Raw genomic sequence first — 22,257 nt, 5'->3', positions numbered from 1 at the left:
TCGCCCCGAACGTGGTTCGGGGTGGCATCAAAGGACAGCGCTGTCATGACGCTATTGCGTTACCGAGTCGCACCGCGCAACCACATTGCTTTCTGAGCGCGAACCGGGTTCGCCACAGAGGCAAGCCTCCCCGCTTTTTGCAGGGATGTGGAAGTGCGAGAGCACGGAAGCTGACTGTTTAGCCCCGGAAAGTCACTACTACCGATGAGAGCCATGCGATATTTAAAACTCAGCCTGATAGCCCTTTTCCTGATGCCGACCCTGGCGCTCGCCAAGATCAAGCCGGTTGACGAGGTCGTGGTCTACAAGTCCAAGCACCTGATGCAGCTGAAACGCAACGGCAGAGTTGTGAAAAGCTACAAGGTGGTATTCGGCAAAAATCCGGTGGGGCACAAACAGTACGAGGGCGATTCGCGCACCCCAGAGGGCCGCTATACCCTGAACTGGAAGAAGAAGAACAGCACCTACTATCGCGCCATCCAGGTGTCCTACCCCAACGCACAGGACCGCGCGCGGGCGAAAAAGCTCGGCCGCAGCCCTGGTGGGGCCATCATGATCCACGGTCAGAAGCCGCACTGGAAAAATATCGAGCAGTACCTGACCAAGATGAACTGGACCGATGGCTGCATCGCGGTAACCAACCCGCAGATGGACGAGATCTGGGCGATGGTGGATACCGGTACCCCGATTGAGATTTTCCCTTAAGCCTGAAAACTGGGCACCCCAAATTGGTGGGTAAATCTCGAAAGTAGAAATCGAAGGCCAAGTGCCGGGAGCGGGGTTTCAGGAGCGTCGGCGACAGGGAGGTCGCCGACGCAGCGTACAGGGATGTATACACAGCGGTCCTGAAACCCCGCACCCGGTGCTTGGCCGCCACCGAACAAGCTACGACCGCACCCAAAAAGACTACGAAGCTCAGAGCCTCAGTGCTCTTCCTGATAATATTCCGGCGCCAGATCATCAAAGCGGGTGTATTTGCCCACAAACGCGGCCCGGCAGGTACCAATCTCACCGTTACGCTGCTTGCCGATAATCAGCTCCGCCAGGCCCTTGTCCGGGCTGTCCTCGTTGTAATACTCATCCCGGTAGATAAACAGGATTACGTCCGCATCCTGCTCGATCGCCCCCGACTCCCGCAGGTCCGAGTTCATCGGCCGCTTGTTCGGGCGCTGCTCCACCCCCCGGTTTAACTGCGACAACGCAATCACCGGGCACTCGTATTCTTTCGCCAGCGCCTTCAGAGACCGCGAGATCTCCGAGATCTCCTGGGTTCGCCCCTCGGTGCTGCCCTTCACCTGCATCAGCTGCAGGTAATCCACCATCACCATCGCCGGCATTGCGCGACGCTCCGCCTCCTCGCGGGAGAGCTTCGGATCCGCCTGCATCAGCTTGTTGGTGTGGTCGCGCACTGTGCGTTTTACCCGCGCGCGCACCTCACTGGGTGACAGGCCCGGGGTATCGTCAATGTACAACCCCTTGCCCTTCATCTTCTGCACCGCGCTGGAAAGCTTCGGCCAGTCTTCCTCCTGCAACTTGCCGTTACGGATACGCCCCTGGTCAATCTTGCCGATGGACGACAGCATCCGCATGACCAGGCTGTCCGACGGCATCTCCATACTGAACACCAGGGTCGGCTTGTGCTGACTCAGCATCGCCGCCTCGACAAAGTTCAGTGCCAGTGCGGTTTTACCCATGGACGGACGCGCGGCAAGGATGATCATCTCCCCCGGCTGCCAACCCGAGGTGCGCTGATCCAGCTCGGTGAGGCCGGTGCTGAGGCCAGTGAGGTCGCCCTCGGACTTGAACAGCTCGTCGATACGCTCGACGGTTTTCTTCAGCAGCGTATCAACCCCGACAAACCCGCCTTCTTTGGCACGGCCCTCGGCAATCTCCGCCACCCGGCGCTCGGCCATCTGCAGCAGGTCGGCAGAGCCCAGACCGCCCGGGTTGAAGCTGGTGCGGCTGATCTCGCCGGCGGCGGCGATCAGCTGGCGCAGCATCGAGCGCTCGCGCACGATCTTGGCGTAAGCGACGATATTGGCGGCGGACGGGGTGTTCTCGGCCAGTTCGGCCAGATACGCCGGGCCGCCGATATCCGCGAGCAGGTCGCGGGTGGCAAGGCCCTCGGCGAGGGTGACAATATCCAGCGGCTGCTCACCACTGGAGAGCTCCAGCATCACCCCGAAGATAATCCGGTGGTTGGCCACGAAGAAGTCTTCAGCACTCAACTGCTCCGCCACCGCATCGAGACGACTGGCGTCGAGCATCAGGCCACCCAGTACGGACTGCTCGGCCTCTACCGAGTGCGGCAGCGGCGAGCTGGACTGGGATTCCTGGACTTCTTGTTCAGACGGGACGTATTCGTTCATGTTCTGGGGATATTGCAGTTTTTCCGGGCGCAGAAACTATTTACCGGACTCAGAAACAAGTCAGGCGCTGGGCTTCCAGTGTCGGTCCAAGACCCACAGGGGAAATCCAGCGCCTGATTGTAGCGCGGCTCGGGGTAGAACGGGCAATTCCGTTCACCCCGAGCACGCTTGGGCGTGCAGACCGTAGCAGAAGCTTATTCGGCTTCTACAACAACCTTAACGGCGGTGATCACGTCAGAGTGCAGCTGCACGTCAACGTCGAACTCGCCCACTTCACGCAGTGCACCTTCCGGCAGCTTCACTTCGGCCTTTTCTACGGCAATGCCAGCAGCGGTGATCGCTTCGGCGATGTCGCGAGTGCCGATGGAGCCGAACAGCTTGCCTTCGTCGCCAGCATTGGCAGCGATGGTAACGACCAGGCCTTCCAGCTTGGCAGCGCGGCCTTCAGCTTCGCCAATTTTGGCAGCAGCTGCCGCTTCCAGCTCAGCGCGCTTGGCTTCAAACTCAGCAATGTTTGCTGCGTTTGCCAGAACGGCTTTACCGGTAGGCAGCAGGAAGTTGCGGCCAAAACCGGATTTAACGTCAACGCGGTCGCCCACATTGCCCAGTTTGCCTACTTTGTCGAGCAGAATAACTTCCATCTCGGAACCCTCAGTTTCAGTTCTTGTGCGCCGCTCAGCGGTTGTTGCTCGAGCGTGCGCGAATATCAATCCAGCTATCGATCAGGGCCAACCCACACAGGAAGCCAACTATTGCCGGGGTCGCGATGACCAGCATCACATACATGGCAATTAATGGCCCCCGCCCCCAGCCCCTCTGGGCCACCAGCCAGTGGATCAGGCAGATGCCCGCCACCACCATGGGGAAAGCGGCGATCATACCCCAGAACATTAGATGCTCATTTACGAGGCAATACACCCACACCAGCATTCCAGCGCCAGCCAGAAGGAAAGGCGTGCGCAGCGGATACATCTCATCCCGCAAACCGCCGGGATTGTAGAGCAGGGCCTGCCACCAGCGCGCCAGCAGCAACATCAGCGTGCTGCTTACCAGCAGGCCCCATGTCTGGTATCCAATAGCCTGCATCTCGCCAAAAGACTGCTCTCTCATCTGTTCGGGATCAATACCGAAGACTCGCTCAAACGTGTCGAGCAGGCTCTCCAGTATTCCACCTGAAACCCGCGAGCTGATTACAGTCCCTACGGTCACGCCAATCATTAGTGCAACCAGTGCGAGATTCCACGATCGTGTGGCACGTAGCACCAATGCTCCGATCAGCAACGCAACAAGTTGCGTAATGAGCAGACCGGAAACAAGTGGCGACAAATAGCCAACACTCGCGGCGGCCACCACCGGCATTAGTGCCAAGGCCAGAACAAACAGGCCGTCACCACTGCCGCGGCGCAAGCCCACCAGCGCCAGCGCTGCCGGGCAACCCAGCGGGATCCCTACCAGGGTAAGGAGTACCGCATTCATGCGCGATCGCATGACAAATTCAGCGATGGCGCGCACTAGATAGCTTCTCTATTAAAACAATACGTACGAAGCAAAGCGCAGCTTAGGCTTCGTGGCTGTCCGTGTACGGCAGCAGCGCAATGTAACGCGCACGCTTGACCGCAGTGGCCAGCTGACGCTGATACTTGGCTTTGGTGCCAGTGATACGGCTCGGTACGATTTTGCCAGTTTCAGAAACGTAGGCTTTCAGGGTATCGAGATCTTTATAGTCGATACGCTTGACGCCTTCGGCGGTGAAACGGCAGAACTTACGACGACGGAAAAAACGTGCCATCAGATTATCCCCTTACTCTTCGTCTTCAGTTTGTTCGGAAGACTTGTCTTCATCAGCGTCGTAGGAAGAAGACTCTTCCTTGTCGGCGCGCTCGCGACGCTCAGAGCGTTCTGCGCGCGCTGCTTTGCGCTCGCGGGACTCTTTTTCGGCCTTCATGATCGGGCTTTCTTCGCTGATGGCTTCGTCTTCACGAATCACCAGGTTACGGATCACGGCATCGTTGTACTTGAAGTTGGTGGTCAGTTCCGCCAGTGCTTCTTCGGTACATTCAACGTTCAGCAGGATGTAGTGAGCCTTGTGGATCTTGTTGATCGGGTAAGCCAGACGGCGGCGGCCCCAGTCTTCCAGACGATGTACTTCACCGCCGCTCTCTTTGATGGTCGCAGTGTAGCGCTCGACCATGCCGGGCACCTGCTCGCTCTGGTCCGGGTGAACCAGGAATACAATTTCGTAATGACGCATTTTTGCTCCTTACGGGTTAACACAGCCTCCTGGCTTGCCACAGCGTTAGTGCGGTGGCTGCCCGGTGAGGCAAGGAGTGCGCAATAGCATCCCAGACGGGTGCATTGCGGGCGGCGTATTCTATGCGCCCCAAGGACTGGTTGCAAGTTGAACAATTCAGCGCAAGTGAGAGGGTGCGTCTGCAGCAGCGCGGGACGAATGACGCACCGGTCAAGCTTGCGCGTGACGAGCGGAGCAGTCACAGCGAGAGGCGTCCGGCACTCCAGGCGCGACTCCAGTCACAAATTTTTGCAAATTGTGATTGAGGGGGAGGGAGAGGCGGTCGTCTTACCCGTACAAGCTCGCAAAAATAAACGGAATCCAAGATTCCGGTATAAGAATCCCAGTCAAAATAACAATAATCTCCAGGGACCGAAGAATAACAATCAGGACCTAATCCGCAGAGGGGCGGTCACACGCCCCTCCACTTTTCCCCCGCCAGCTCTGGCACCTGCTCAACACTCACAACCAGCTCCCCGGGGCCGCCCCTCCCGACAGTTCGCATGCTGCGCATTGACCCTGCCACAGGGCGCACTACGGGCACAAAAAAGGGCCCGAAGGCCCCGGGTAAACAGCGCTGATCAGCCTCAGAAAACGTAGCGTATGCCCAGGCTGGCCTCGGTCTTGTCGTAGGTATAGATATCGAAGTTCTCTTCATTGTCGGTATGGATTACCCGCGCATCCAGCTGCAGACGCGGCAACAACTGCACTTCGGTACCAATCCAGCTGCGCAGGCGATTGCCATCGCGGGCCTGAGCCTTGAACGCCCCGTCGCTATCCTGCAACCGGTTACTCCCGCTATAACTGCTCGTGCGATAGTGTGTGCCAGCATTGAGGGTCCAGCCTTGCGCCACAGGCAGCTCCACCTCAAGCCCCAGCGTCTGCCGGCGCGGTGAGTAGCTGTAAAAACCATCGTCCGCGGTAGTCAGGTCCTCGCGATCATCCAAGTCCAGGCGGTAGAGGGCATCAACCTCGAGGTTCGCCAGAGGTGCGCTCCAGCGCGCTTCAACCCGTTGGCGCCACCCATCCAGATACTGGTAATTATCCGCCGCACTGAAATAACTGGGCAGGTAAGCCAGTGTCAGAACGCCACTGCCAAAGACCTGCCGCATCCGCCCCACGAAGCGCCATTCGTTGGTAACCCGCACCCCGCCAAGAGAAGCGGTTTCGGCGACGCCACCCACTTCCACCAGCCATCCCTGCCAGGGAATGTGCCGGGAAACCCCCAGGTTGAAACTGGAAAGGTCCAGACTCTCGAGTTCACTGTAACGACGCCCGAATGCAAACCCCTGCAGACGCCAGCCATTCTCTGCCGTGCCCTGCAATCGGTACTGCCCCCAGGCGAACAGCTCGGTGTAGGTGTCTTCACCCACCGAATCGTCGGTCAGCAGCTCATTTTGCAGTGAGTAGGCATTGCTGTCGAAACCGGACGTCAGGCTGATCAGCGCCAGCCCGCGATCTTCTTCTGGTGCCGATTCCACACCGGGAGCGCGCGCCAATTCGGTCAGCCGCGCGACCGCCAGGCCGCGAAGCTTGGGGGATTCGCTGTCGGTAAGCACGCGATAGTGCGCAACGGCGGACACCGGGCGCCCCTGCTTTTCTGCCAACAACCCGAGCTGCAGGCGCGCCACGTCTGCCCATTCAGGGTCACCCAACAGTTGCTGAAATTGTACCTGCGCCGCCTGGTAGCGCTGTAACTTGAACAGCGTCACGCCCAGGTTATAGGTCAGACTGGCCCCCTGCTGCCCGGACTGGCGGGCCTTTTCAAAATGCGCCAGTGCGCGCTCGTAGTCTCCCTCCCGGAAAGCTGCGGTGCCACTGGCAAAAGGTTCCGCCGCAGCCGTCGTTGCGGCAGCCCAGCAAAGCAGGCCGGCAAACAACTTTGATGTCAGATCCATTTACAATACCTCCAAACACAACAGGCCGGGCGCACAGGCGCCCAGCCTCAAGACAAATAAACCTTCTAACAGACCACAGCTGTTACATCCGTACTCGTCAGCCTTCCACCCCAACGTCTGCGGCAGCAGACGGATCGAAGTCCATCACCCGCTCAAGCAGACTATCCAGATCAACCGGCAAACGGTCTTTCACATCTTGTGGCAGGTTGTCGATGATGGCCTGCACGTCCGCCATTGAACCTTCGTAATCTGCACCGCTTAGCGCATTTTTCAGGGCTTCTTCGGCAGCTTCACGGGCGGCCGCGGCATTCTCCTGGGCGCTCAGCGCCGCTGCGTTGGCTTCAGCGATCGCAGCTTCGCTCTGCGCCATGGCGTCGGCGATCAGGGCTGCGACCTCTTCCGCCTTCAGCTTGCCAGCTGCGCGCACCTCGGCTTGTGCCTCTTCCCCGTCCGCGCTGGCAGCGATTGCCGCTTGCGCGGTCTCCAGTCCTGCGGCAGCGGCGTCCGCGGCGATGCTGCTCGCGGCTTCCGGAAGCTCGATCAAATTGATCGCGTCGGCGGCGGTGGCTTCGGCGTCGACGACGGAAACATCCACGTCCAGATCAGCATTGACGTCGACATCATTCGCCAGTGCTGTGCCACTGATGGGCGCCGCGGCAATCAGGCCCAGTGCCATCCATGCTTTCAATGTTTTCATAGGTTTACCTCATTTGTGTCTTTCAGCGTTGTGTTTGGAATCAGATCGTTTGCGGCCCCGGTGCCGCACCCTGCTTTCCGGGCGATCCCCCGCCTGCGGGAAAATCCACCGGCACATAGAATTCTTTGCGTGCACCTTCGTGCTCGATACGGATCAGGATCTCATTGCGCTGCCCGCTGCGTGCGCGCACCGGCAGCGTCAGCTGATTCGCGCCCGCATCGAGATTGGTGCGCCAGCGCAGCTCCCGCTGGTCGCCGTAACCTTCCAGCGCGAGATTTTCCGGAAGAGAGACACTGATCACCGCCCCCTCCATTGCGCGCGCAGCATCCACAGACACACGCAGCGGAAGTGTTGCCGGCACCGCCGCCTGAATCGCCGCGGCTTCCGGGGCGGGCGCTGCCGGTTGCCAGTGCGGTAGCGCTGCAACGACGGCGAACAGCACACTCGCGGCGGTGGCCAGCTGCCACTTGCGCACATTGCCCAGCGCCGAGCTGCTCCGCTTCGGCAGCGCGGCATTCAGCACACGCTCCTCGAAATACTCACTCGGCGGTGGCGCCGGCATGGTGCGCAGCAGGTTTACCAGCCGCAGCTCTTCAGCGTATTCGCGACATTCGCGACAGCGATGCAGGTGTCTCAGCAGCGCGCTGTTGTTTTCCCTTTGCATCAAGTCCAGTTCGCGTCGGGCTTGGCAGCAGTTCATCATCTTCCTCAATCCTTCAGTGTGCAGCCCCAAGACGCTCTTCGTCTGTGCTGCTGTATCTATTGCTCTACCGCTGGTCTCTACTGTCTAACACGCGGCAAAGGCTTCAACGGTTCCCGGTTCCAGCACCGATCTCAATTTTTTTCGCGCCCGGTGCAAACGGGACTTCACGGTACCCACATTGATATCGAGTATTTCGGCCACCTCGAGAGCGGTGTAACCCTCGACGTCGTGCAGCAAAACCACATCCCGCCAGGACGCATCCAGGGTGAACAATGCGTTATTGAGTAACCGTTGCAGCTCCAGCTGTTGATAGCGGTTGCGGCCATCCTCGAGCCGCTCCTGAAAAAACGCATCATCACTGATACAGACCGCAGTCTCATCAATAGGAGAGTTGGCGCGACGGCGGAAGAGGTCCACGTAGCGCCGGTAGAGCACCTTTACCAACCAGGGCCCCAGCTTTTCCACAGCATCCAGCTCGTCGGTGCGGGAAAACAGGTGGGTAAGCACGTCTTGCACCAGATCTTCCGCATCTGCCCGATCCTGCGTCCAGCGGTAGGCCATGCGGTGCATCAGGCGCAGATGCGGACGCACCAGCGCGGTAAAGCGGTCTTCCTTTGCCGCCCGCCCGCGAAAAAATTCGATCAAGGACACCCCTTTACTCCTTTCCCATTCCTACAGTACCGTTTTTCATGAATTGCCCATTAACACGCAGCAGCCCCACAAAAGGTTCCCGCAAACATAGCGCGATTGGTGACAGTGTCGAGGGGGAGAGGCGGGGTGGAGAAGGAAATCCGCCAAATGCACAAAAAAACAGGCACTCAATTGCTCGAGCACAGGCTTAATGAGAACACGGGGCGCAGCAGGATAGGAGCGGCCCGCGTCGCCACTGCGCCCGGCAGCGACAATAGCGGGCAAAAGTCTTTTGCTGACGCAAAAGGAGGGGGACGAAAAGAGGGGTTAACCGGCTGAGCGCTGGCGCACCGCCTCGAACAGGCAGACACCAGTAGCGACCGATACGTTCAGGCTACTAACCTCGCCCGCCATGGGAATATTTACCAAATGGTCGCAGTTTTCACGGGTCAGGCGGCGCAACCCGGGGCCTTCAGCCCCCATGACCAGCGCAATGGGGCCGGTGAGGGAAGTCTGGTAAATATTCTGCTCCGCCTCGCCGGCGGCACCGTATAACCAGACGCCCGCCTGCTGCAGCATCTGCAGTGTGCGGGCAAGATTAGTGACAGTGACAAATGGCAGGACCTCCGCCGCGCCACAGGCTACCTTGCGCGCAACCGGGGTCAACCCGGCAGCCTTGTCTTTGGGCGCGATGACCGCATGCACGCCGGCGGCTTCTGCCGAGCGCAGGCAGGCGCCGAGGTTATGGGGGTCGGTAATACCATCCAGCACCAGCAGAAACGGCGCCTCACTTTTCTCGTCAAGCTGTTGCAGCAGAGACTTCAGGAACTGTTCGTCGTAGATCTGCGTATCGCCCACACAGACCGCCACCGCCCCCTGGTGATTGCCATCGTCACCGACTTTTTCATCCAGTGCGCGACGGTCCACGAAGCGAATGGAAATTTCATTCTGCTCCGCCTGACGAATAATTTTCTGCAGTTTCTGGTCTTTACGACCGCGCAACAGCAACAGCTCCTGCACCTGCTGGGGAGAACTCTTCAACAATGCCTGCACGGCGTGCAGGCCATATACCAATTGCTGTGCCACGGCCTATTTCTTCCCACCCGGTTTTTTCGCCAATTTCTTCTTCAGTTTTTTCTTCGCCGCTTTTTTCGCGGACCGTCTTGCCGATTCAGCCTTGTCCGCCTTCTGCGCAGCCTTGCGTGCCGCCACCGCGGGACGCTTGCCGCCTTTTCGGGGCTGCGTTTTTTTCGGCTTGCGCTTCCTCGGTGCCTCGCCTTCACTGGCGGGAGCTTCTTCCGGCAATTCCGTTGAGGGAGGGACAACCTCAGTCTCGTCAGTGCCGACCTTGCGCTTGCGGATCGGACGCGGCTCATCCGCCTCGTCCGATGGCGTTTTCTTCTTGAGGCCTCCCCCCCACGGGCTGGCTTTCTTTTCTTCCGAGCTGAAGTCCGACTTGCCACGGCGCTGGCGCTCCTTCTGGAACTCCACCGCCAACTCCATCGCGCGACCAGTCACTTTTGTCGACTCTTCACCCTTGCTTAATTTGGCGGCACTGGGAGCCTCAGCTTTTGCTTTAGGCATTTTTTCAACTTCTCCATCCGGTCTCGCGGATTTCTTGTTTGACTTCGGCTTGCGGTATTTGGGGTTCTGGTAACTCGGGCGCGGGTGCAACTCCACAAAGGTGAAGTCCACTTTGCGCTCATCCAGATCGACCCGCGCGACCTGCACGGTGACACCGTCGCCGAGGTGGAAGCGTGTTCCGCTGCGCTCGCCGACAAGACGCTGCTGCGCCTGCTCGAAGTGGTAGTAATCTTTGGGCAGGGCAGTCACGTGTATCAGCCCCTCCACGTAAAGGTCGTCCAGTTCAACGAACAGTCCGAAGCCGGTCACCGCACTGATCACGCCGCGATAGACCTCGCCCACATGATCCTGCAGGTACTCGCACTTGAGCCAGCTCACGACATCCCGGGTGGCATCGTCAGCACGGCGCTCGGTCATAGAGCAGTGCTCGCCCAGCTCAACCATGGCGACAGTGCTGTAGGGCAGGATGTCCTCCCGCTCCAGCGCATGGGCACCGGGCGCCTGACGGACTTTTTCTGCAACCGGGGCTGGATTGGCGCTACCGTTGCGAATCAGCCAGCGCAGGCCGCGGTGCAACAACAGATCCGGGTAGCGACGAATGGGCGACGTGAAGTGCGCGTATGCCTGGTAGTCGAGACCAAAGTGACCGCGGTTTTCCGGCTGATACACCGCCTGGTTCATGGAGCGCAGCAACATGGTCTGGATGATGTGGAAATCCGGGCGACCATCCACCTGTGCCAGCAATTCCTGATAGTCACTGGGCTGGGGCTCGCTGCCACCTTCCAGGCGCAGCCCCAGCTCCCCCAGATATTCGCGCAGGTTTTCCAGGCGCTCCTTTTTGGGGATATCGTGCACGCGAAACAGCGCAGGCAGCTCCGCGATTTCCATCAACTCCGCCGCGCATACATTGGCGGCGAGCATGCACTCCTCAATCATCTTGTGCGCGTCATTGCGCTGCACCGGCACAATACGCTCGATCTTGCGCGCAGCGTCAAAAATGATCCGCGTTTCAGTGGTTTCAAAGTCGATCGCACCACGCCGGTCACGGGCGCGACGTAGCGCCCGGTAAAGATCGTGCAGGTTGTCGACATGCGGGGTGAGCGCGGCAAACTGCTTGCGAATACCACTGTGGCGGTTGTCCCGCTCCTCCACAATTTCACCGACCTGGGTATAGGTAAAGCGGGCATGGCTGCGCATCAGCCCTTCAAAGAACTGATAACCAAGAATATTGCCGGATTCGTCGATGCGCATCTCGCACACCATACACAGGCGATCCACTTCCGGATTCAATGAGCAGAGCCCGTTGGAGAGCTTCTCCGGCAGCATCGGCACAACGAAATCCGGGAAATACACGGAATTGCCGCGCTGGTGCGCTTCCACATCCAGAGCCGTACCTACCCCGACGTAATGCGACACATCGGCAATGGCAACAAGCAGCTTCCAATTGCCATCCGGCAGCACTTCACAAAAAACCGCGTCATCAAAATCCCGCGCGTCTTCACCGTCGATGGTCACCAGTGGTAGCTGACGCAGGTCAATGCGCGCCTTTTTATCTTCTTCGAGTACCTCGTCGGCGATCCCTTCCACCTGCGCCAGCACGGCCGACGGCCAGGCGTGGGGAATCCCGTAGTTGCGAATGGCAACATCGATTTCCATACCCGGGGCCAGGTGATCGCCGAGGATCTCCGCGACCTCCCCATGCGGCAGCGTATTGCGGCCGGGCTGGGCGGTGATATTGACCACCACATACTGGCCACTTTCCGCGTCCGCACACTTGCCCTCGGGCACCATCACATCGAGGGTCAGACGCGGGTTGTCCGGGCGCACAAAGCAGATGCCGTCTTCCCGATAGATGCGGCCGGCCAGCTGGTGGGTATTGTGCTTGATGACGCGCACCACAGCGCCTTCTCGCTTGCCGCGAAAACCGCCGGGGGTTTCCCTCACCAGCACCTCGTCACCATCAAATACCTTGCGCATCTGGCGGTGGGACAGAAACAGGTCATCACTGCCATCGCCCGGAGACACGAAGCCGAAGCCATCCCGGTGGCCGATCACACGCCCGCGCACCAGGCTCATTTTATCCAGCACACCGAAATCACCGGCGCGGTTACTCGCAATCTGGCCGTCCCGGGACATGGCAATCAGGCGGCGGCGCACCCCTTCGCGACGATCCTCGTCGTCAATCGACAGCAGGTCCGCAACCGCTTCCCAGGCCACCGGGCCAGGCTGTTGCTCAAGGAGGTCCAGCAGGAACTCCCGGCTTGGAACGGGCTTTTCGTATTTCTCCGCCTCGCGCTCGGCATGTGGATCGGCAACCGGACCAGCGCTGTCAGCGGAGGGGGAGTTAGGTTTGTCTTGATTCAAATCAGCTTCCAATGTTCTGCGATTGACCGCGCATATGGGCGGACCCGGTGTACACCCGGCGCAGTGGTATGAGTGGGTGCAACCAGAAGTGGCGAATGCCGGGAGCGGCGGCAGGCCACCCGATACGTTGCACAGTGCCGCGAGTATAAGCGATTTGAGGGCAATTCCCGACCCGTTTTGCGGTTCGCGACCCCGCCCGGCTTCCCCGTCCCAGTGGGCACCGACGGCAATGGCGCAAAAAACCACAAAAAGCGTTGACACCCCCGACCCAAATCAATATAGTGCGCGTCCTCAACGGGGCACACCGTTGAATTGCCCAGGTGGCGGAATTGGTAGACGCGCTAGCTTCAGGTGCTAGTGACCGCAAGGTCGTGGAAGTTCAAGTCTTCTCCTGGGCACCATATCCGTATAAAAAAGGCCGACTCGCAAGAGTCGGCCTTTTTTATTGCCCCTTCCCTGTGCCCGGGAACGGAAGGCCACAACAGGCGCCTCCCTCCAGCATTACTCGCTTTCCGCGTCACTCTCCGGCGACGGGCGCGGTTTCGGCCTCTCGCTCCTCGTCTTCCTCGTCCTCTTCCTCGGCGGGTTTCAGCCCGCTTGCGGTCAGGCGCATTTCCGGTGCATTCAGGGTATTCATACCGAGACTGTACGGCGTGACTTCATCGAAGATTCCCGGGTCAAGCTGGGCAATATCTTCTGTCGGGCGCTGCACCGCAGACTTCAAACCCTGGGACGCCTGTGCGCTGATCAGCGAGGGTATCCCCTCGCCAGTGGCAGTAACCACCGGGAAGCCACCCTCAAAAATCGGCTCGTAGAAATTGAACGCAACGATATCAAGGGAATCACGGATATCGACCCGCAGGGGCACAGAAGCAGTACCGATGTTTTCCCAGCGCTGATCCCCCCTTCCCAGCTCGACACTCCCGGCCGTTATGTGCAGATCATCGATACTTTGCCCGTAAAGCGCACCAACCGTGGACGTCAACAGGGAAAGGTGGCCGCGGCCGATATCAATCTGACCAATGATCAGGTCTTCCGTGGCGACAACCGAGGCATCGATGTCGCCAGCGGAAGAGAAGAGTGATAACACCTCGACATTGGAGACAATATCGAGATCCCCGGCCAGCGTCAGCGCCGCGTTGCGAGCGTATAGCTCGCCACCAATGGGATTTGCCGTGCGGCTCACCAGGTTCAGGTCCCCACTCGGGTCATACGCGAGCGTCATGCCGGTCGTCGAAAACTCGATGCCAGCAGTGGCCGGGTCGGCGCTGCCATAAAAATCGAACGCCAGACTCGTGCTCAGATCGAGCCCGCCGCCCGTGTCCGCGAGCAATTCAAAGCCTCTGAAGTCGAGGGAACCGACGCTATTGAATTCAGCAATATCACCATCAATCAACCAGCGCTGACCCTCAACTTCAACCTGCAACCGGTCTTCACCGGTCCCTGCGGCCACTGCCAAAGACTGCCCGGCAGTAGAGACAACGAGCACATCGTTGTCGGCGCCCAGGGAGAGCTGTGCAAGTTGCGCCTGCTGGAGCTGGACGGAATCGTCTCCCGCGCCGGTATCCAGAGACGCGAGTACCGCATCACCCAATTCAAACTGGTCGGCACCGCCGCCGGCGATGATGGTGTCAAACCCGGAAAATGCGAGGCTGGACTGGCCATCACTGACGACGCCCTGATCACGCCCCAGGCGCCAGGTCATATCCGCATCGAAACCGTACAGTGTATTCGCACCGCTACCGGCAGCCAGTGTTTGCAGGCCAGCGAATTCAACACCCCCCATATTCAGGCTGTCCGGCCCGGTGAGATAGTAGTCGTCGGCCACGGCAGGCCCGGAGTAGTCGCCGGTATTTTCCACGCGCTCAAGGTTCTCAAACACAACCGTGACGCTGTCCACTGTTGCAAGGGCACTACCGGAAACAAGGCCACCGGGGTCCGTCGCAGAAGTCCAGGAAGCGGCGGCGCCATCAACGACGTCGCTACCGGCACCACCGTCGACCCCGGCCAGCCCGGTAAATTGCATCGCGGCTGCACGGATATCGCCGTTAGCGGCCACACTGAACGTATCATCGCTACCGGTACCCACCAGGGTATCCGCACCACCGGCACCAGAGACTTGCTCGACCCCGGAAAACGCTATGCCCGCAGCCGCAAGGCTATTCGTGCCACTGGCAAGCTGGAATTCATCGGCCCCGGCGGTTCCGATCAATTCCGCCGCTTCACCTTCGACACTGTCAATTCCGGAAAACAATACACCGTTGGCGGCGATACTGTTCCGACTACCCTGCAGCTGCCATTGATCCGCCGCACTCACCACGGTATCGCCATTATTGCCGTCGCTCGCCACAACCGACGATACCGAGGAAAACAGGATGTCCAGTATCGACACCTGCCTCCCTGCGCTGCCCAGCTCAAATACCTGTGGCCCGCTGGCGGCAGACGTATCGATGCTGGCGTCGACGGTGGAAACCGTTTCGATGCCACGGAAGGTCACACCATCGACAGTGGCGGTTGCCGCGGTACCGTCCAGCGACCAGACAAGGCCGGCCTCTGTGGCAACAGTGTCCCGACCAGCACCGGCATCGACACTGGTTACGCCCTCGAAGTCGACGGCACTTACCTGCAGCACGCCATTGCCGAGGGTATATTCGCTATCCGCGGCGCCACCCTGCATGGCGCCGCTGCCACCGGCAGCGGTTTCAATACCCGCGAATTCAACACCGGCATGGCTGAACGTGTTGCCTGCGCTACCGAGCAACCAGTCCTGATCGAGGTCACTGTCGAGGCGGTCATTACCGCCACCGCCATTTACCGTAGACAAGCCACTGAAGGTGATACCGCCGGCCACGAGGCCACTGTCGCCGAGGGTAAATACCTCGGCCGCACTGCCGCCCAGAAGTAATGGACTGATCGCGGTTTCGAACCCGCGCACTTCCAGCCCGTCGGCCAGCAACAGACCATCGGTGCCGGTCAGCTGCAGTCCGCGGTCAAAACTGCTGGCGTCGAGCTGGTCGATCACACCGCCAGCGCCACCATCGATGTAGGCCATACCCTCAGCGAGGATATTGCCCACGCGTACGCGACCGTCATCCAACAGCGTGAACACCTCCGCATCGACCGAGCCAATCAGCCCGCCATTATCGACGACCAGGTGCTCGAAGTTGACAAATTCAATACCGAGGCTTGTGGCACTGTTCAAGCCACTGATGGTCCAGTCCTGGCCGTCGAACCCGGTTATAGTGTCCTCACCCTCGAGGCCGTCTACGCGGGCAAAAAATCCCATCTCCCGACCATTGATCGTGACCAGACCGGATGCAGAGATACTGATTTCATCATTATTACGGGTTGCTGCAATCAGTTCGCCACTGACCAGCCCCACACGATTGAACTGGATACCCAGGGTCTCGAATCCTGGCCCTTCGTCACTGATCACCGTGCCGTCCGATGCAACAATATCGGATTCATCAGCAAGGACATTATTCAGCGCGGAGATCGTCATTCCCTCGACCGACACGGTACCCACGTCGGTTACGTGGAAGTTGTGCTCATTACCGTCATCACTCGAGAGTGTGAACATCTGCGCGCTTGAGAAATCGAAAAAAACCAGATCGCCAGCCGCCAGTTGTCCATCGGTTGTGGTCAGGGAAACAATCGATGTATATCCCGTGGCATCCAGGGAATCGGACCCGCCCCCGCCGTAGACTTCCCCAAGACCGGAGAATTGCATATCCCCAAAGCCGACAAGCTGTCCACTTTCCTCGCTACCGGTCAGGGTAAACGCTTCGTCACCCGCCGTTCCCAACAACGCCGCAGACTGAGAGACCAGAGTGGTAAAGCCGGTGAATTCGATACCGCTGGTGGACGCCGTATTGCCGAGCGCAGCCCCGTTTGCCCCTGCCACCAATTCCCAGTCCTGACCGGAAGCCGCCGTCACCTGCGCGGCGCCGCTTCCGGCAAAAACCTCGGCGACACCATCGATGGTCATACCCAGCACACTGAGTGTCCCTGTGCCGGTCGCGCTGAAACTTTCACCACCGCCGCTTCCGGTGACCAGTGCACTGGTTACGCTACCCATACCGGAAAATGTCAGGCCACCGGTCGATGCCGTTACCACTTCACCCGTGGCGCCGCTGAGCCATACACCATCGGCGTAGCCGGAAGCATCGAGAACACCGCTGCCTGTGGCTGTGACTTGTGACAGACCGGACACATCGATGCCGTCGACAGAAATCCGGTTGCGCCCCAGCAATACATAGCCTGCAGCGCCGACCTCATCGGTCAGTGAACCGCTCACCGTGCTGAAAGCGTCGATATTGCGGAATTCAACCCCGCTGTCATCGGCAAAGTAGTTGCCACCGCTATCGGCACGCAAAAACAACGCGTTTGCGCCGCTGAGGGTATCCACCGCACTGACACCGTTTACCTTGGCGAGGCCGGAGAAATTCAACCCGTCGGCAACAATCAAATCACCCACGCGGGCAAAGTCTGTGCCGGCGGTCGCCGCGTTCACAGAAGTCGCGGAGACATCTTCGATTTCACGAAATACAACGGTGGCGGTATCGAGTGCACCGGCAGTGCCAATCAGGTTTAACGTATCCGCGTAGGCCGCAGCATTCAGAGTGTCCTGTCCGCTGCCGCCGAGTACCGCGGTAAGATTTCGCAAGGTCACCTGTTCGGCCTCCACCGAACCGTCCGCATTCAGCACAAAGGTGTCGCCGCTATCGGAGCCCGAAAGGCTCAAACCGGCGGCGTCGACAATCCAGTTGCCACTGAAGTCAATTCCGCTGGAATTTTCCTCGACGCCGGTGCCGGCCAGTACGCTCCAGCCGGTTCCGCCGGAGACGGTGGACGCATCTCCACCGGAAAATTCCATCACATTGCTGAAGGTTACCGCGGCCGTGGCGAGACTTCCGGCCCCGGAGATACTGAGGGTGGCGGCATTGCCATTGGAGTCCAGACGACTGGCCTGAACGCCGGACAGCCCGCTGATCAGCGTGCCTCCGGTGCGCGTGGAAGATACCTGGGTTCCGGAAGCATTGCGCAAGTAGAGCGGGGCGCTTCCCATTCCAGTCGCGTCAAGCTGGCTTACGGTTATGCCACCGAAGTTGGTAAAAGTGATGCCTCCGCTGCCATCGACAACGGTAGACACCAGAGAATTGGAAGCATTTAGGAGATAGAGCGGAGCTGCACCCAGCGAGGTGGCATCCAGGGCACTGTTTGCACTGCCACCATCGACCGATTCGACACCTACAAAATTAAGGCTCGAACCATCCACAGTGACACCGCCACCGACGAGGCTGAACGCCGTGCCGGCATCGGCGCCGGTTACCGCAATCGTTTCGACGGTTTCGACTTCACCAAACAGGATACCCGCGGTGGAGACACTGTCATTGCCGTTTTCCAGCTTCACACCATCCGCGAATCCGGTTGCATCCAGGGTATCGGTACTACCACCGCCACTCACCGATGCCAGGCCAGTGAATGTGAGTGTGCCCACTGCCAGATCGCCGCTGCCGTCGAGGCTGAAAATGTCAGTATTCGCGGTGCCTGTCAGCGATCCACCCGTTGCATCAACAAACCAGAGGTCGCTAAACAGAATTGAACTGGTGCTTTCCCGCGTACCTCCCGCGAGGTCCAGGGTCCAGTCACCGCCTCCGGAAATCTCCGCACCGCTACTGCCCGCGACTTCAGAAAGCTCGGTGAAGACGGTACCGCCACCCTGGGCCTGTATGGATCCCACCCCGGCAATGTCGAAATTGACCGCCAGGCCATTGGTGAACAGGCGGTTTACTGAAACCTGCTCCAGCGAACTGAACAGCGTACCGCTTGCCGCGCCCGTTGATACGCTGCTCCCCGCTGCGTTGCGGAGGTACAACTCACCAGCCGCCAGGGTGGTTGCATCCAGGTGGGCAACTGAGATGCCGGAGAAATTCGAAAATTCGATACCGCTGCCGTCTGTCTCAGTAGCGACAGTACCGGCGGCATCGGTAACGTACAGCGCGGCATCGCCGAGAGCTGAAGCATCCAGGCTACTTCCCACTACCCCGGTGACCGAACCAAGGTTGCTGAACTGCAGTCCGGAATTCACGATGCCGACATCGCCATTCGCCAGGGTAAATGCACTGCCGGTGCCGCTGTCCGTCAAGGTTGCGTTGTTTACGGTGCTCACAGCCCAGGTACCCGAGAGCGTAATATCGCTGACAAGCTCAGTAGCCGAACCATTGCCACCAAGCTGCCAGTCACTCCCACCATTCAGCGTACCGCCGCCGGTTACACTGGAAAGCCCCTGAAACGCCAGGTCAACGTCATCAACGGTGACAACACTATTATTTTCGAGGGTAAGCGTGAAGTTGTTCACCGACAGGGTATCGGCCCCGGCGCCGGCCAAGACCGAATCCAGGCCAGAAAAAATCAGATTTGAACCGACCTCTAATTCGCCATCGCTGTTGACTGTAAAGTTTTCGACACTATCGGTACCGGTGAGCGTCGCACCCTCTGATGCATTGACGGTCCATGCACCGCTGAAAGTCACCTGGTTGCCGGCTTCCGACGTATTTCCATCGACATCCAGCGCCCAGCTTGGGCCACCGAAAATTTCCGCTCCGCTACTGCTTGTGACCTCGGATAACTGACTGAATATCGTTCCATCCGACTGAATCTGAATCGAACCGGCGCCGCTGATATCAAAGAGCGGGGAGAGCCCATTTGTGTGTAGAACACTGACGGCAACGCTTTCCAGCCCACTAAACAGGGTGCCACTGCTCGCCCCGGTGGACGCGCTGGTGCCCTGGCTATTTCTAAGGAACAGCTCCCCGCCCCCCAGGGAGACCGTATCCAGCCGCGCCACCGATACGTCGGTGAAGCTGGAAAACGTGATCCCGCTACCGTCCTCGGCAGTGGCAATAGTGCCAGTGGCATCTGTCAGGTAGAGAGCGTCCCCCGCAAGGGACAGAGCATTCAGGCTGCTTCCTGAAACCCCGCTGACCGAGGCGAGACCGCTAAACACGAGATCGGAATTGGCGATACTGACAACGCCAGAATCCAGCGTGAATGCACTGCCGCTGCCTCCATCGGCCAGGCTACCATCAGCGGAAGTAGTTACCTCCCAGGCGCCATCAAAGCGAATACCCGTTACGCTCTCCGTGACGGTGCCGTCGCTACCCAGGGCCCAACTATTGCCACCACTAACGCTGGAGCCGTCGCTACCCCGGAATGTGTCTACACCAGAAAATTCGACAGCCCCCGCGCCAGAAGTAACCCGGCCATCCGCCGTTACCAGGGCAAGATCAGCGGCAAAGCCGTCGCTATCAAGTGATGCAACAGTAACCGTACTCAGGCCACTAAATACCGTGCCTCCACCAGAAGCGGTGGACAAACTGGCTCCGGAAAGGTTGCGGAAATAAAGAGGGCTTACCCCGAGCGCAGTCGCGTCGAGCACGTTGACTGCAACGGTGGAGAACCCGCTGAAGCCGATGCCATCGGCAATATTTTCCGTCGTGGAGACCGTGCCCGCGGTGTCGAGCAGGAAGAGTGCTTGGCTCCCGAGTGCTGTTGTATCAAGCGAAACATTCGCAATACCGGTTACATCCAGCGTGGCGAGATTGGTAAAGCGGAAATCGGAGAGGCTCGACACCGTCACTTCCGAGTCCGCGTCAACCGCGATCTGTTCGCCATTGCTCACTCCCGTCAGGGAGGCATTGCTGGCCTGCAATATTTCTACATCGACAAGCTCAACGCCGTCCTGCTCGCTCTGGGCAAGTTCCGTCAGCGACCAGGCGACACCGGATTGACCGATTAGTGTGTCAGTACCATCGCCACCATCCAGGGTGCCGATGCCGGTGAAATTGATACCGTTACTTTGAACACCACCCGCACCAATCAGGGTAAAAGTGTCCCCTCCAGCGGTACCAGACAGTGTATCGCCAGCCTCCGCGACGACGGCGTCGATGTCCGTCAGCGTTCCCGAGAGCGCACCATTACTCAGCGAAACTTCTGAACTATCCGTTGCCGAGAATGCCAGTGCCCCGTCCATATCCGAAAACGATACACTGTCGAACCCAGAGCCACCCGCCACCGAAAAGCTTCCGGTATAGGATAAATCACCTAATTCACTGTTCGTATTGGAGCCTGCGCGCCCCACGCGTAAATCGAAGTCGGATACCGCAATAGCGCCGGCATTTAAAAACCCACTCTCGGCTTCAACGGAAAGGTTCCCCCCAGCGAGCTCTGATTGCCCCTGTCCATTAATGAAATCCTGGACTTCGACTGCGGCTTCGGATTTCAGCACCAATGTAGCGTCACTCGACCAGGTTACCCGGTCACGAATGGAAATACCGGTGTCGTTTTGCGTGCCAGACGCCATCAATGTAACGGTCGCGTTATCAGCCAGTGCATCAGATAGCAGAGCCCCATCGATACAGCCACTGCCGCAATCCTGAGTGGGATCGCCGGTAATTTCGTCGACCACCAATCGTTCGGCGGAAATTTCCCAGGATCCGTCCGCGGAACCGTTCTGCCCTGCAGTATTGACGGGACTCTGGCTACCACTCAACACCAGTTGCCCGGTGGACGCTGTAACGGTGGTTACCACGGCGCCACCGGAATTCCCCGCACCGCTACCCGCCGCGGTTACCGCTCCACTGACCTCAAGCCTGTCGTCTGCAGCGAGCGTAATGTTGCCGCCACTGCGATCGGTCACCGCGCTTGCAGAAATAGTCCCACTCTGGGTGATTTCAGCGGCTTCAATCAAGATCGAACCCGCGGCTACGTCCTGTGCTGCCGCGGCATCAGCAGAAACTGTAATCGTGCCGGTATTATTGATGGCACCACCACCGGAGCCGGTCAGGCGCACCACGCCGCCAGACAGGTCAATCCCTTTAGCCTCTACCGTACCGCTGTTATTGACTGCCGTAGCCGTGATGGCATCAGACGCCGCTGCGGTCATCAACACCTTGGAACCGGAGATCAACGCATCGTTGCCATTGACGATGAGTTCGTCCGCAAGTGAAGCCGAAGTGACTTCCACACCATACAGGCCGGACTGAGAATCCAGGCTCAGGGTTACCGAATCTGCTGCCACCAGGTCGATAGTGGCAGACTCAATACGTGCACTTCCAAGTCCCCCTTCCACGGTAAGGTTCTGAATACTGCGGCCAATCAGGGTAATCCCCCTGTCGGCCAGTAATGTTCCGGAATTCTCGATAGTGCCGGGAGAAAAATAGTGATCACCGTCACCGATTTGCCCGGTTTCATCGAATTCAAGCGAAAAACTGCCGTCGCGGCCAGAGATGGTTCCGCCAAGCGTAGACACTGTAAGCGCACCGACGTCTACCGAAGCTCCGTCGTTAAACAAAACCCCCCGCGGGTTGATCAGTACTACGTGGCCATTGGAGGTCAAGCTCCCCGAAATAGACGATCCGGCCTGAAGCACCTTGTTGACCACGATCCCACTGCTTGGATCAGCAACCTCAGAGTTAAAATTGAAATCGACATCTTCCCCTACCTCGATATCAAAAGTCTCCCAGCTGATTTCTGCAAAATCAGTGGATATATCCACGTTGGTCGAGTTCGGGGTGCTCGGCGAACCCTGAGATACACTCGCGGTGCCGTTAATTACATTCCAACCGGTAGGTGCGCCCATTACAACTGGAGAAATCAATGCTCCACACCAGGTAAGGTGCGCTAACGTGATGGCTTTGGCGAGTTGTTTCTTTTTCATG

At 59.0% G+C, this 22,257-nt stretch carries 13 protein-coding genes and 1 tRNA gene; 2 read left to right on the top strand and 12 right to left on the bottom strand.

Features of this window, described 5'->3' with window-relative positions:
• Positions 1–213 precede the first annotated feature (213 nt).
• Positions 214–705 (top strand): L,D-transpeptidase family protein, encoded by a 492-nt coding sequence (locus GTQ55_RS01920; protein WP_161857210.1) that lies wholly within the window; start codon positions 214–216, stop codon positions 703–705.
• A gap of 218 nt (positions 706–923) precedes the next feature.
• On the opposite strand, the gene dnaB is transcribed toward GTQ55_RS01920, so the two are convergent.
• The 11 genes from dnaB to rnr all read right to left on the bottom strand — a co-directional run bounded on the left by dnaB (position 924) and on the right by rnr (position 12,535).
• A complete protein-coding gene (gene dnaB / locus GTQ55_RS01915; protein ID WP_161857209.1) occupies positions 924–2,369 on the bottom strand; it encodes a replicative DNA helicase in 1,446 nt (481 codons plus the stop codon).
• A 194-nt stretch (positions 2,370–2,563) separates the two neighbouring features.
• Complete coding sequence (gene rplI / locus GTQ55_RS01910; protein WP_161857208.1) at positions 2,564–3,010, bottom strand: 50S ribosomal protein L9; 447 nt, start codon at positions 3,008–3,010, stop codon at positions 2,564–2,566.
• Between the two features lie 34 nt (positions 3,011–3,044).
• Positions 3,045–3,881, bottom strand: coding sequence for a hypothetical protein (locus GTQ55_RS01905; RefSeq protein ID WP_161857207.1), 837 nt, complete (start codon positions 3,879–3,881; stop codon positions 3,045–3,047).
• A gap of 46 nt (positions 3,882–3,927) precedes the next feature.
• Entirely contained in the window at positions 3,928–4,158 is a 231-nt protein-coding gene (rpsR, locus tag GTQ55_RS01900) for a 30S ribosomal protein S18 (RefSeq protein ID WP_010133305.1), read from the bottom strand.
• A 12-nt stretch (positions 4,159–4,170) separates the two neighbouring features.
• The gene (gene rpsF, locus GTQ55_RS01895) at positions 4,171–4,620 is read right to left on the bottom strand and encodes a 30S ribosomal protein S6 (protein WP_161857206.1); all 450 of its coding nucleotides are present in this window, start codon (positions 4,618–4,620) and stop codon (positions 4,171–4,173) included.
• A 626-nt stretch (positions 4,621–5,246) separates the two neighbouring features.
• Positions 5,247–6,557, bottom strand: coding sequence for a tetratricopeptide repeat protein (locus GTQ55_RS01890; protein WP_161857205.1), 1,311 nt, complete (start codon positions 6,555–6,557; stop codon positions 5,247–5,249).
• 97 nt (positions 6,558–6,654) lie between these two features.
• Positions 6,655–7,254 carry a hypothetical protein gene (locus tag GTQ55_RS01885; RefSeq protein ID WP_161857204.1) on the bottom strand — a complete coding sequence of 200 codons (600 nt, stop codon included), beginning with the start codon at positions 7,252–7,254 and terminating at the stop codon, positions 6,655–6,657.
• 40 nt (positions 7,255–7,294) lie between these two features.
• Positions 7,295–7,957, bottom strand: a complete 663-nt coding sequence (locus GTQ55_RS01880) for an anti-sigma factor family protein (protein ID WP_161857203.1) — start codon at positions 7,955–7,957, stop codon at positions 7,295–7,297.
• Between the two features lie 84 nt (positions 7,958–8,041).
• Positions 8,042–8,608, bottom strand: coding sequence for an RNA polymerase sigma factor (locus tag GTQ55_RS01875; protein ID WP_161857202.1), 567 nt, complete (start codon positions 8,606–8,608; stop codon positions 8,042–8,044).
• Between the two features lie 306 nt (positions 8,609–8,914).
• On the bottom strand, positions 8,915–9,673 hold the full coding sequence (gene rlmB / locus GTQ55_RS01870; RefSeq protein WP_161857201.1) for a 23S rRNA (guanosine(2251)-2'-O)-methyltransferase RlmB: 759 nt from the start codon (positions 9,671–9,673) through the stop codon (positions 8,915–8,917).
• Positions 9,674–9,676: 3 nt separating this feature from the next.
• Positions 9,677–12,535, bottom strand: coding sequence for a ribonuclease R (gene rnr / locus GTQ55_RS01865; RefSeq protein WP_237567774.1), 2,859 nt, complete (start codon positions 12,533–12,535; stop codon positions 9,677–9,679).
• A gap of 314 nt (positions 12,536–12,849) precedes the next feature.
• Here rnr and GTQ55_RS01860 point away from each other — a divergent pair.
• Positions 12,850–12,936 (top strand) — tRNA-Leu (locus GTQ55_RS01860).
• 116 nt (positions 12,937–13,052) lie between these two features.
• Here GTQ55_RS01860 and GTQ55_RS01855 read toward each other — a convergent pair.
• Positions 13,053–22,256, bottom strand: a complete 9,204-nt coding sequence (locus GTQ55_RS01855) for a two-partner secretion domain-containing protein (RefSeq protein WP_237567773.1) — start codon at positions 22,254–22,256, stop codon at positions 13,053–13,055.
• Between the last annotated feature and the right edge of the window lies 1 nt (position 22,257).

Source organism: Microbulbifer hydrolyticus, assembly GCF_009931115.1.
Lineage (GTDB): Bacteria > Pseudomonadota > Gammaproteobacteria > Pseudomonadales > Cellvibrionaceae > Microbulbifer > Microbulbifer hydrolyticus.
The sequence above is the reverse complement of the archived record's forward strand: the minus strand, read 5'-3'. Positions and strand labels throughout refer to the sequence as shown.

What these genes read in the sequence shown, in the direction of transcription:
- GTQ55_RS01920 (WP_161857210.1), top strand. Translation starts at nt 214, where the DNA reads ATGCGATATTTAAAACTCAGCCTGATAGCCCTTTTCCTGATGCCGACC.
- dnaB (WP_161857209.1), bottom strand. Translation starts at nt 2,369, where the DNA reads ATGAACGAATACGTCCCGTCTGAACAAGAAGTCCAGGAATCCCAGTCC.
- rplI (WP_161857208.1), bottom strand. Translation starts at nt 3,010, where the DNA reads ATGGAAGTTATTCTGCTCGACAAAGTAGGCAAACTGGGCAATGTGGGC.
- rpsR (WP_010133305.1), bottom strand. Translation starts at nt 4,158, where the DNA reads ATGGCACGTTTTTTCCGTCGTCGTAAGTTCTGCCGTTTCACCGCCGAA.
- rpsF (WP_161857206.1), bottom strand. Translation starts at nt 4,620, where the DNA reads ATGCGTCATTACGAAATTGTATTCCTGGTTCACCCGGACCAGAGCGAG.
- GTQ55_RS01890 (WP_161857205.1), bottom strand. Translation starts at nt 6,557, where the DNA reads ATGGATCTGACATCAAAGTTGTTTGCCGGCCTGCTTTGCTGGGCTGCC.
- GTQ55_RS01885 (WP_161857204.1), bottom strand. Translation starts at nt 7,254, where the DNA reads ATGAAAACATTGAAAGCATGGATGGCACTGGGCCTGATTGCCGCGGCG.
- GTQ55_RS01880 (WP_161857203.1), bottom strand. Translation starts at nt 7,957, where the DNA reads ATGATGAACTGCTGCCAAGCCCGACGCGAACTGGACTTGATGCAAAGG.
- GTQ55_RS01855 (WP_237567773.1), bottom strand. Translation starts at nt 22,256, where the DNA reads ATGAAAAAGAAACAACTCGCCAAAGCCATCACGTTAGCGCACCTTACC.